Source organism: Pristimantibacillus sp. PTI5 (assembly GCF_048572955.1).
In the GTDB taxonomy this organism is placed as follows: Bacteria; Bacillota; Bacilli; order Paenibacillales; family Paenibacillaceae; genus Pristimantibacillus.
In genome coordinates, this window is the sequence record NZ_CP183886.1 from 2,625,325 (window position 1) to 2,637,509 (window position 12,185).

Below are 12,185 nucleotides of genomic sequence, written 5' to 3' on the forward strand. Positions count from 1 at the left end.
TCTATGCTATTTCAAGGAATACCAAAAAGGCTCAACTCGCCTGGAAGACGGTTGAGCCTTTTTCAAAAGTGATTGCAGTCAGCAAATCTTAAGAATCCCGATAAGCTTCGAAAACTGGTTCATTCTTCTATTTATAAGAAATTCACTTTTTGCAGCAAACGCATAATCATGACCGTACCTTCCGCACGCGTGGCATTCGTTTGCGGACTTAATGTCGTGGCCGTTTTACCGCCAATAACGCCAAGATATATCGATTTTGCGACATCCTCTTTCGCCCAGGCACCAACCTTGCCGCGATCCGTAAACTTCTGCAAATAGGCGGTCGTCGATTGCGGAAGCGTAACGGTTAGACCGGCTGCCTTCGCAGCCCTAATCATCATGACGGCCATTTCCTGGCGCGTAATCGGATTGTTCGGCTTAAAGGTGCCATCCGTATTGCCTGCAACGACTCCCGCAGCCGATGCGGCACCGATATAAGCGCCCATCGCCGTATTCGTGTTCACATCCTTGAATTTAGCCGCTGCCGAGCGATTGCTGCTCAGGCCAAGCCCTTTCGCGATATACGTTGCGAATTCTCCGCGCGTTATGTTTTTGTTCGGTTCAAACTTCGTTGCCGTGCGTCCTTCCACGATGAATTTACGCAGCAGCATATGAATGGAAGCCGCAGCCCAGTGCTTGCTTAAATCCGTGAAGCTGTTCGAATTAGCTACAAGCGCATAGGAGCTGTTGCCCTTTCTTTTGAAAGTGGCTGTCGTCTTGCCGCCGCTAGTCGTTAATACCGTTGGAACATAGGAGATTCCGCCTGTAGCAGGGTCAAACCAAACGACCGCCGTTTTGCTGGAATCAATCGTTTGATAGGTTTGAATCGTGCGTGATACATAACCGTTAAAATCATTCACAGCCTTCTGTATAGAACCGCTCACTGCCGTTACATCGAAATGGTAAGGTCCCGCGATCAGGCTCGTATTTGAACTGTTTATTTTGGAGCTGATATTACCCGTCAGCGTGGACAAGCCTTGGTCGATGCGGATAAGCAATTGACCGGAGCTGCTTCCGCCGCCGAGCAACGAATTGATATTGGAAAAGTCAGCTGCATTCAGCTTCAGCTCGTAAGAAGCGTCGCCGAATTGAACGGCAAATACAGAGCTGGCGTTTAAGCGGAATGCTGTGTCCAGCGCACTTATTGGGACTGCGACAATCGCTGCGCGTTCCGTTGTCGGTACTTTAAACGCTACGCGAGGGATAGCCAAGCCTGCTTTGCGGGCCGTCTCGTATGCCGTAAGCATTTTCTCGCCCGATACGGTGTAGCGATTAGCCTGCACACCGGCAGGCGAGATATCCGCTGTCACTGAGGCTGCCGATGTTTTTAGACCAATGCCTCCGCCGTCGGCAGCTTCGTAATCACCAGATAGCCCATCTAGAATGGTCGTCTGATTTGCTGCGCTTATATTGGAGAAGCTGTTTATTGTTGTTCCGCTGTTTGTGCGAAGTCCGGCGGATGTTGCGTAATAAGTTACGGTAATGGCTTCGCCGACTGTGAAGGGCACTGCCATTGTTAAAATGGCCGATGTTCCGCTAATATCCACTCTCGATACCGATTTTACGGAATCATTGGCTTTTACAAGGAACTGGATTGATGCCGGTACATAGCTGCTGCTCAAGTTTTCGGAAAAGTTAATCGTTAACAGGGACCCCTTCGCAATGACTCCGTAAATACTGCCGCTTTGGCCCCCGCCAGATGTTCCCCCTGATGTAGCATTGTTAAAGGAAGGCGCGGCATTGCCGGCTTGATCGGTAATCAAAGTCACTGAGGCTAAATAAGATACCGAGACAACTTGTCCGGCATTTACAGCTGACGATAAGGTTAAAAGGACCGTGTCACCTGTAATTCGAACTTGAAGAATAGAACGTGCGATATTATCGACCAATACGCCGAATTGGCCCACGGATGGAACGCTCTGTGAATTCAAGCTTTTATTGTATTTCAAAGTTACGACTGTCCCGCTAAAGCTAACGGATTGCAGTGTCGGTACCCCTGTATCCGGCATGCTGTACATACTGTAGTTTTGAATGGCTGACAAATAGTTGCCTGCCGTATCCCTAATCGGATAGGAACCGGGCGCATAGGAAACATGGACGGTTTGATAGTTTTGAATATTTCCGTTAATGGTTAGCAAAACATTGCTGCCTTTGCTTGAGATCGAGGTCGTGCTGTATTGAACGCCGCCGACGCTGACCGCAAACTGTAAATAAGCATAGCTGTTTACAGCCGCTAAGTCCTTGTCAAACGATAAGGTAATGGCAGCGCCTGAGGCATTGCCGCTCACAAGCGTTGGCGGCGTGACATCCTTGGCTCCGGCCACGTCTTGATATGCAGCGCTTGCCGCTTCATTGCCGGATGTATCCTGAATAAGTCCCAATGCAGCCTTGGTATATGAAAGCTTTACCTGCTGGCCTGCTACGATTGGGCTCGATAAAGTTAGAAGGACCGCTTCTCCTCTTACCTGTACTCCGATTACGGAACGGGGTGCCCCGTTAACCGTTACATAAAAGCTTCCTGAGGAAGGAACCGCATACGCGTTCAGTTCTTCGCTATAGCTCATCGTAATCGCGGAACCGCTCCACTCCAGCTTACTCATGGTCGGCGCTGTGTTATCCGAACCAAACGTTTGGAAAGTCCATTGGTATTCATTTAATATCCCGGCGAAGCTGTTGCCCGCCAGATCCGTCACTGCGCTCGCATCGATTGATACATAATAACGGGTATTCGCTTCCAATGCTTGCGTAGGAGAAATGACCAGCACATTGTTGTGATTACCATCTACATAAAAGCTAGCCGTGATGGGTGACAGCAGGCCATTTCCAACCGGGTTAAACGTTATTGAACCGGTTGCGCCTTTCTTAACAGCCTCGCTGAACGTCGCTGTGAAGGCTTGGGTAAGTCCGACAGAAACCGCATTGCTAACCGGATTCAAGAGTGCTAAGGTCGGTCTTACCGTATCTTGTGAAACGGTGAATTGCCATGATGTCGAGGATGAGATTCCTGCGTAATAATTACCAGCCGCATCGCGAATCGCACGATTGCCGATCGTTACATAATATTTTGTATTATTGACGAATGCCTTCTCGGCTTCGCCGATTATTGCTTTATTCGGATCAATGGTCATCTGATAGGTTCCGCCGCCCGTTACGCGTTCGGATGTAATCGGAATGGAGCGGAATAAGGCTCCTGTTGCCGATTCCCTAATTTCAATGGCTCCGCTGCTAGGAAAAACGGGCTCGTTAAAGGTTATTTTCAAAACAGAGCTTAAGCTGTTGATGGTTCCGCCCGTTGTTGGAAAATATGCGGATTCTACAGGAGGATTGATTTCATTGCCCGGGTCCGTGCTAAAGTTCCACACCGATGCTCCCGATATTCCGTGGTACCACTGATCCCCGCTTGGATCAGGCTGAGTAAAGGCGCCCGCGTCAATTAACACATAATAAGCCGTGTTCGGTTCCAAATTAGAGCTTGGTGTAATTTTGACCGTATTATTCGTTACTGCAACTCTGGATGAAGCTGCATCAAAGCGCTCTAAGGTTGTATTGTTGCTGATTCTGCGTATTTCAATATATTTATTCGGACGTGCTTGCACGTTTTTATCAAAGGTAATGGTAAGCGCTGCGTTAATCGGCACAGATGTTGCATTATCTGCCGGCACGAACGGTGCTGCCACGTTCACGGGAGCCGTTGCGGTTGCAAAATTCCACGTAGCCCCGTTATAGAGATTGCCTGCCGCATCTTGAAAAGCCGTATTCGGAACGACTACCGAATACGCTGTGTTCGGCTGCAAGGCCGACGGCGGTTGAATGACGATTTGGTTGGTCCCGCTGCCTCTCACAGCATTGGAAGTAACGGCAATCGTTCTGGTATCTTCCGCGGAATTGATCTGTATGCTGCCGCTGGCCACGTAGACAGGTTCGTCAAAGGTAATGGTGATCGGCGTCGTAACAGCCGCGGGCACCGAGTTTGGCAGCAATACTGTATGATTAGGCCTAGCCGAATCTACTGCCGCAACCGTACGGAAGTTCCAGCTGCTTGCGCTATTGATCCCGGCATAGCTTGCTCCGTTCGACTGGTTTACGAAAGCACCGGCATCTACCAATATGTAATAATTCGTATTTAAAGCAAAATTATTTGTCGGATCAATGGTTACCGTGCGCTGTGTGGAATCAATGGCTATTCGACCAGAGGATAAAGGAATGCTTTCCACCAAATTGCTCGTTGCATAATCATAAATAGAAACAGATGTTGAGCTTGACCCTTTGCTGATGCTTTCGTCAAAGGTCATTTTCAAATCAGCCGTAAGGGATACATTAGAGAGATCATCGGCTGGACTGAGGCTTAATGCGACCGGACCTGCAGATGCGGCAGACGCTTGCTGCGGATCTGTTGCCCAGCCTGCCAGGCTTAGTTGGAGCAGCAGCATAACGGCGATAAACGATGACAGCTTGCTGGTTCGATTCATTTCAATTCACTCCTCAAAAAATTACACTCGTACCTTATTTGTCGGTTAGTTGATATGAAAAATTTAGGTTAAACTACTTTTTTGTGTCGAATGGCAAATAAAAAAGCTGTCCTCAAAGCAGCAGAGCTACTTTGAGGACAGCTTAGGACGCCTGTTAAGGCGTTATTTGTCGTTATTGGATATTATACGCCGCTTTGCACGCCAGCGTCTGCTTTAAGCTTCTCGGCTTTGTCAACGCGTTCCCAAGGAAGGTCAACATCCGTACGGCCGAAGTGACCATAAGCAGCAGTTTGTCTGTAAATAGGACGACGCAGGTCAAGCATCTTGATAATGCCAGCCGGGCGAAGGTCGAAATTGCTTGTGATAAGGTCAACGAGCTTATCTTCACCAATTTTGCCAGTGCCATACGTATCCACGTTGATTGAAACCGGTTGAGCAACACCAATCGCATAAGCCAATTGGATTTCGCATTTGTCAGCAAGTCCTGCAGCAACGATGTTCTTAGCTACATAACGAGCTGCGTAAGCAGCAGAACGGTCAACTTTTGTAGGATCCTTGCCGGAGAATGCGCCGCCGCCGTGACGAGCATAGCCGCCATACGTATCAACGATAATTTTACGGCCAGTTAGTCCTGCATCACCTTGCGGTCCGCCGATTACGAAGCGGCCAGTCGGGTTGATGAAATATTTTGTTTCCTCATCCAGCCATTCAACCGGAACAACCGGTTTAATAACATGCTCGAGGATATCTTGTTGGATTTGCTCAAGCGTGATTTCTTCCGCATGCTGCGTAGAAACAACGATTGTATCCACACGAACAGGCTTGCCGTCTGCATATTCGATTGTCACTTGCGTTTTACCGTCTGGACGAAGGTAAGCAAGCGTCTCGTTCTTACGAACTTCAGACAAGCGGCGGGCGATACGATGCGATAAAGCGATTGGAAGCGGCATAAGCTCAGGTGTTTCGTTTGTTGCGAAACCAAACATCAAACCTTGGTCGCCTGCGCCGATATCTTCGTTCTCTTGCTTCATGTCCTTGCCATCGCGAGTCTCAAGCGCTGCGTTAACGCCTTGTGCAATATCAGCCGACTGCTCATTGAGCGACGTCAATACTGCGCAAGTGCTGGAGTCAAAGCCGTATTTGGCACGTGTGTAGCCAATTTCCTTAATCGTGCGGCGTGCGATTGCTGAAATATCTACATAATCTGCACTGCTGCTAATTTCCCCAATAACCAAAACAAGTCCTGTTGCTACTGAAACCTCACAAGCGACACGCGCGTGTGGATCTGCTTCTAGGAATGCATCTAAGACAGCATCGGATATTTGATCACAGATCTTATCCGGATGGCCTTCAGTAACGGATTCCGATGTAAACAAGTGGCGTCCTTTAACCGACATTCGTATCAACCTCCTACAACCTTAGTATGAAATAAGTGCGGACATTCTACACAAAAAATGAACCTTTCCCCGAAGGAAAAGGTTGTTTGACAACTCTTCTAAAACAGTATGATACCGAAAATGTCGCTTTGTGTCAATGGACGCCGACTTTTTATACAATTATTGGTATCCGCCAAGCACTGATTCCGCTTGCGCAATCAGTCTTCTTGTGATTTCTCCGCCTACCGAGCCCGCTTGACGTGTCGATACGGAAGACCAATGTACGCTTTGTCCTCCGCCGGCTCCGGAAGAAGCTCCCAGCTCTCCAGCGAATTCTGTGTCAGCACCTGTGCCTGCATAGGCTCCAGATGTCAATCCAAATTCTGCTGCAATCTCATACTTCATTTGATTTAATGCAGCTTTGCTTGTTGGAACAACCACTTTATTCGAACGACTCATGAATAGCACCTCCATAGAATGTAGAATACATCTGTATTGTGCATCCATCCATCCTTTTTGAAGCGTATAATCTATTGTCAGTTCGGGTAAAATGTAGTCTATCCATCCATATTATTGCAAGGTATAACTTCCCTTTACCAATACAGTTAAACCATTCTTCTGGTTTGGATCAGGTAAAATGCCGCGTCCTTCGCGGGGAAACAGCAGCAAATGGTTGGTTGGAACCGCCTTACCCTTTGTCAAATCCGTTCCGCCTGTAAGATCCGCAATGCCGCTGGCATCGGAGCTGTAAGCAATCGCTTTGCCAACCCTTACAATGACTTCTGTACCTTGTCCTGCCATTAGCGTCTTGCCTGCAGGGACCGTAACAACCTCCAGCGCCGTATTAGCACCCGGTGTTTCAGTAGAACCGCCGCCCGCTTTGGCAAGCTGCTCATCAACATAGCTTTTCGTTACAACCGGATCCTCGGCAGAGCCTGGAGTCAGCGCATTGGATTCCGCTTCAAGCGGTGAAGCAAAGTTCACGCCGACCCACACGCCAGCTCCTATTAATATTGCAGCTACGACTCCTCGCAATACTTTTTGTTTCACTTAGCAATCTCCTCTCTATCTCGCATCTCCTATAAAGATACTAGATTTAAGTAAGAGAAACCAGTTTTTTCACCAAACCGTTATTTATTTGCTAACCAATTCGTGTAAGTAGACCATTGAATGTCTACCGATGCAAGTTTCTTTTGGCCACCGTCCATCAACTCGTAAAGGTTAAGCGTGTAATTATCGAATACTGGCGTACCAGTTAGATCCTTATTCACTTGGGAGAAGTTTTCTCCAAGTTTCCAGAGCGTACCGGCATCCGTTTTTGTTTCCAGATCGATCGTATGCGTGAAGATGATCTCTTTAGTGGAATCCTTCTCCAGAGCAATCATTAATTTATTTGCGCTAAAATCATCATAAGTACGATCTTTAGTCACCGTCGCGCCCATATCGATATTAAGCCCATTATCAAACATAAATGCAGTAAAATAAGTCATATCAACGGTATAAGGACCAACCTTGATTTGTTTAAAGCTCGATATATCCGTTTTCTCTACTGGGAGCTCAAGCTGTACCGCACGAATGTAGCCTTTTGCCGTTCCCGTACCTTGAATCATGCCATTGTCATCAAAGGCTTCGCCAATCATCAGCTTGATGCCTTCTTTATTTACGTATGGCGGTAGATCCGCGTAAACAAGCAATTTCTCCTTATTCGTAGGCTTGATCAATTTATTTGCTTTTACTGTTTTTGCCTCATAATAGTTGCCTTCAACCGTTTTAAAATAAGCTACCCAAGTTGGAAGAACACTATTTCTTGTTTGTGTATTTGTAACGTCTACATACACTGCGTATAAATCTTTATCTTCGTTTTTGTAACTTCTTACATCCGTCACTTGGGCAGTAAACTGCGATCCTACATTCGACGGAGTATACAATGCTCCAGCTTTCAATACAGGTACCTCTGTAATCGCTGATTTGGTCACTTCGGCCAGCGTTGTGGTTTCTTCGCCAGTTTTTTGATTCAATTGCAGCTTAAATTTCTTCCAGGTATAGCTCTCCGGTATTTCACCTATGAAATGCACGACCGTCGACTTGCCTGGCGCAAGACCGATTTCATCATTTCCGTTCAATTGTTTGGAGGCTAACGTAATATTATCATCGATAATAAATTGCCCATTCAACGTAGGCAGCGGCAGGTAAACAGACTCTTTATTTTGAATGACCATCTCGGCAATGACTTGATCCTTCGTTCCCCATGGCAATCTTTGTACATTTTTCAGCACTACGCCGTAGGTTCCGAAATCATTTGTAAATGTTGTTGATGCTGTTCCTGAAACGGTTGTTGAAAGCTGAAACGGGATATCGAAAGTGGCTACAGGAAGCTCAACTTTGCTTGTTTCTGTACCCGCATTAGCCGTAATAATAAGCTTCCAGCCCGTTGTTGCGAGCGTAGATGGTATAGAACCTGTCAAACGAATGGCATTTAGAACAGCCGGCTCTAACAAGAGGTTTTCATCCGTTTTATTTTTCAATGAAAGCTTATATAATCCAGCAGATGTTTGCGCATAATAATTATAAACAGGTAAGGTGACACCGAATTTACTGGTATTTCGAGCAACATAACTCAGATTAAATTCATAAGCCTTATCTTTTTTGGTTACGTTAATTTGATCAACTCTCACATTTACATTGGAATTGTTGATTTGAATCGCCTTGAAGCCGCCTGCTTTCACATAATTGGCATAGCCTTTAGGAAAAGTGTACTTTGCTACCGTACGCTCATAGCCTGCAACTGAAAAGTCGAACTTAATAATATTGATCACTAGTTGATCCAATGTCATTTTAGAGCCCACTTGGCTGTAAAAGGTCAACGTTGCAGAAGATTTGGGAGCAATTCTTTTTTTAGTTTGATCCAAAAGGGTTAGCGTATATTTGGTTCCGCCGACCGACTTCAAACGAGCCCAGTAGTCATTCAGAACAAGATCTTTGCTATCACCGTTATAAAAAGTAAAAGTAAAGCTTGCTGTTGCCCCGCTCGAGCTAGGTACTAAATTGGCATCTACTAGCTGTACGTAGGATGCACCGCTTATGTATATCTTTTTGTTCACAGCTGCTGCAGCAGTGCTGGCCGCGAAACTAACCGGTATTGCACTGATCATAACGAATAATGCAACGAAAACAGATATAAATATGGATGTTTTTCTAAAGCTGTGCCGCATTGTAATAATCACTCCTATTATTTTAGCATTTCCTACTTAGACGATGAAAACGTTGCAATAGTTTCGCTTCGCACTAAATAAGTTAAAAGATAATTCAATATATGCAAGTGTCTGTTGACCTCCAATCCACCCACGAGGATTTTATTCTTCTTTATGTAACTATAACGATTTTGTGTGAACTGTATATGAACAAAAAAAAGGCCGTCGGTTACCCGACGGCCTTTCTTTATCGTTTAGGAACTAATCGAGATTAGTTCTTTTTAACGATTACCAATCCAGCTTCGTTGAACAAACCAATCGAAGTTGTACCAGCGAATACGGATACTGTGTAAGTACCAGCAGCATCTTCTTTAGCGCCAACGATATCAGCATAGTTACCTACGCTTACTACGCCAGTAGCAGAGATGAAGAATACAGAAGTGTTACCAGTTGCGATGTAGCTGTCGCCATCAACAACGAATGTGCTGTTGTTGCTGTTAACAGTGATTGCAGAACCAGCAGCGCTGGAATCAGCAGTTACAGATGCAACATCGTAAACCGCGTTAGTTGTTACCGTATCAGTCAACTCAACTGGAGCTTTAGCAGTGTTACCGATTGTAGCGTAAGCCGCTGCGCTGATAGGGAATGATTTTTCTTCGCCTTTAACGTTCAGTTTAACTGTGTAAGTTGTTACAGTTGCTCCGTTGACGATTGAGCTGCTTGCTACTTTCTCAACCAACAAACCGTGAACTGCAGGCAATGTCGCGCTTACTGCTTCGTTATCAGTGATCAATACTACATGCGATGCTTTAACGCCATTGCTAGCGATAGCAACTACGTCAGCTTTAGTGATATCAGCAATTGTTCCAACGGATACGTTACCGTTAGCAAGATCAGTTGCTTTCAATACAACTGTTGCGCTGTCGTATTGTACTGTAGTGTAAGTGCTACCTGTTACAGTAGTCAATGTTGTAGCTGTTTTGCTGTCTACAGCAGTAGTAGTACCAAGGTTTAGAACATCAGTTACACCAGAGATTTTGCCATCAGTGTAAGCAAATTTTTGAACATGGTTTACAGCCAGTGTAGCTGCAAATGCAGGTGTTTCGTTAGCAACTGTATCTGGGTTGTCTCTAGCTACAAGTACAGTTTGAACTGCATTGTCTTTAACCGAGAAGTAAGTAATTCTTTGTTTGTAAGCAAGAATTCCTTCTTCAATTGTAGTTACATTTTCAAGCTTAGTGATTACAACTTCGTTGGAGTTAGCGCCAACAGTTGGAGCGGATGCATCAGCTACTTTACCGTCTTTGTTAAGAAGTAGAGTGTAGCTGTTGTTAATTGTCAATGCGCCAACACCAGCAAGAACTTGGTATTGTTTGCCATCGATTGTGTAAGCAGCAGTACCGTTAACAGTTGTTTCGCTAACAACTTTACCAGTTACTACGTTACGAGTAGCTTCGATTTTCACTGCGCCAGCAGCGTTAGAAGCATAAGTTACGATGTCGTTAGCAAGTAGGTCTTCAACTTTAGAAGCAACACCGTTAAGCGTTACTACTGCAGTGTCAGGAACAGATACAGTCGCTGCAGAAGTAGAAGCGCTGCGATCTGTATCAACGTTCAAACGAGCCGCACGGTAAGCAGTTTTTGCATCAAGGCTAGTTACACGAGCGTTAAGCACGTTCCATTTAGTAGCTTTAACGAAACGAACTGTACCGTCAGCGTTCAGGTAGTATTCAACTTCATCGTCAACAGTCAATGATGTGTTAGCATCGCCGTTTACGTATGAAAGAACTGAACCTGTAGTTGCGTATTGTTTAGTAACAAGCTCTTCGCCGACTTTAACAGTCAGGTATGCGCTGTTAGCAACCGTTTGAGCTGCGGATTTAACGCCTTTAACAACTAGAGCTGCATCTTGGTTGTCAGAGATAACAACGATTTTGCCGCCTTTAACGATGTAAGAAACGTTGTGACCAAGAAGGTCAGCCAATTTTTTGCCGCCAGTAACAATCACGTTGTCACTAACTACTACATCGCTAGCAACGCCAGAAATGTTAAGTTTTTTGTTGGAGTCAACAGCGGAAGCAAGCAAGATTCCAGTTGCAGGGGAACCGATTTTGCCAACCAATGGAGCACCAGCTGTTTCAACGCCTGTTACGGAGTTGTAAGTAACTGTGTTAGTGTTGATTGTTGCGGAAGTCAATTGAGCAACTGTACCGCGAAGTGCGTTTTTACCTACATCTACGCTGCTTACTTTCGAGAACAATTTGATCTCGTCAGCTTTGATCAGGTAGTTGTAAGGCCAAGCGCCAGAAAGGTTAGCTTCTTTGTAGCCAAGTGCGCGAAGCATGATTGCTACAACTTCTTCGAATTTAACGCTGTCGCTAGGACGGAATTTACCGTTGTAACCAACGATGTAGCCTTTTTGAGCTGCTGCGTTGATGTAACCGGAGTACCATACGCTTTGCTTAACATCGGAGAAAGAAGGTTTAACGTTCTTCAAGATGTTAGCTGCGGATTCATTACCAGATGCGATGATTGCTGCTTTAGCCAATTCTGCACGAGTAATTTCGTTACCAGGCTTGAAAGTGCCATCCTCGTAACCGTTAAATACTCCAAGTGCTACTAGTTCTTCTACAGCCGATTGCTCAGGCTTGCCTGCTACATCGGATGGTGTTGCTGCGAAAGCTGGAACTGATAATGGAATGACTAGCGCTGTAGCTAGTACAAATGCTGCTATTTTTTTCTTCATAACCTTTATTTCTCCTCCTCTAAATACGTGCGGTTGTTGAGAGTTTTGTTTAAATAGTGAATTGCTCTTTTCCCTCATAGCCGATTCACCCCCTTTCCAGAGTTGAGCATAGATTTGATATAAATGATGTCTACAATCATGATAAACCCATTTGTAAGATCATGTCGTAGAAACTTGTAAAAAATGCGAGAAAATTGCTAGAGTCACGACACCACTATAACATTATACAATGGGCGGGTCGTACCGTAAAGAGGAAGTTGAGAATTCATTCCAATTCCTTTCCAGCAACAGTAGGTCCAGCGCATCAATTCCATGCGCTTGTTACAACGTCATGTATTTAAACGCACGTTGCTGTAAAAAGTTG

General features: G+C 45.5%; 6 protein-coding genes. All 6 read right to left on the bottom strand.

Going from position 1 to position 12,185, the window contains the following annotated elements:
* Positions 1–131: 131 nt before the first annotated feature.
* Positions 132–4,508, bottom strand: coding sequence for an Ig-like domain-containing protein (locus tag ACN6MW_RS11805; protein WP_419875583.1), 4,377 nt, complete (start codon positions 4,506–4,508; stop codon positions 132–134).
* Positions 4,509–4,690: 182 nt separating this feature from the next.
* On the bottom strand, positions 4,691–5,905 hold the full coding sequence (gene metK / locus ACN6MW_RS11810; RefSeq protein ID WP_364151703.1) for a methionine adenosyltransferase: 1,215 nt from the start codon (positions 5,903–5,905) through the stop codon (positions 4,691–4,693).
* Between the two features lie 159 nt (positions 5,906–6,064).
* Entirely contained in the window at positions 6,065–6,343 is a 279-nt protein-coding gene (locus tag ACN6MW_RS11815) for an alpha/beta-type small acid-soluble spore protein (RefSeq protein ID WP_364151706.1), read from the bottom strand.
* Between the two features lie 111 nt (positions 6,344–6,454).
* Positions 6,455–6,934 carry a hypothetical protein gene (locus tag ACN6MW_RS11820; protein WP_419875584.1) on the bottom strand — a complete coding sequence of 160 codons (480 nt, stop codon included), beginning with the start codon at positions 6,932–6,934 and terminating at the stop codon, positions 6,455–6,457.
* Positions 6,935–7,014: 80 nt separating this feature from the next.
* Positions 7,015–9,096: a hypothetical protein gene (locus ACN6MW_RS11825; protein ID WP_419875585.1), complete on the bottom strand. Its 2,082-nt coding sequence runs from the start codon at positions 9,094–9,096 to the stop codon at positions 7,015–7,017.
* 250 nt (positions 9,097–9,346) lie between these two features.
* Positions 9,347–11,899 (bottom strand): S-layer homology domain-containing protein, encoded by a 2,553-nt coding sequence (locus tag ACN6MW_RS11830; protein ID WP_419875586.1) that lies wholly within the window; start codon positions 11,897–11,899, stop codon positions 9,347–9,349.
* Positions 11,900–12,185: the final 286 nt, after the last annotated feature.

Coding starts and splice junctions, on each gene's coding strand:
- ACN6MW_RS11805 (WP_419875583.1), bottom strand. CDS start 4,508: ATGAATCGAACCAGCAAGCTGTCATCGTTTATCGCCGTTATGCTGCTG.
- metK (WP_364151703.1), bottom strand. CDS start 5,905: ATGTCGGTTAAAGGACGCCACTTGTTTACATCGGAATCCGTTACTGAA.
- ACN6MW_RS11815 (WP_364151706.1), bottom strand. CDS start 6,343: ATGAGTCGTTCGAATAAAGTGGTTGTTCCAACAAGCAAAGCTGCATTA.
- ACN6MW_RS11825 (WP_419875585.1), bottom strand. CDS start 9,096: ATGCGGCACAGCTTTAGAAAAACATCCATATTTATATCTGTTTTCGTT.
- ACN6MW_RS11830 (WP_419875586.1), bottom strand. CDS start 11,899: ATGAGGGAAAAGAGCAATTCACTATTTAAACAAAACTCTCAACAACCG.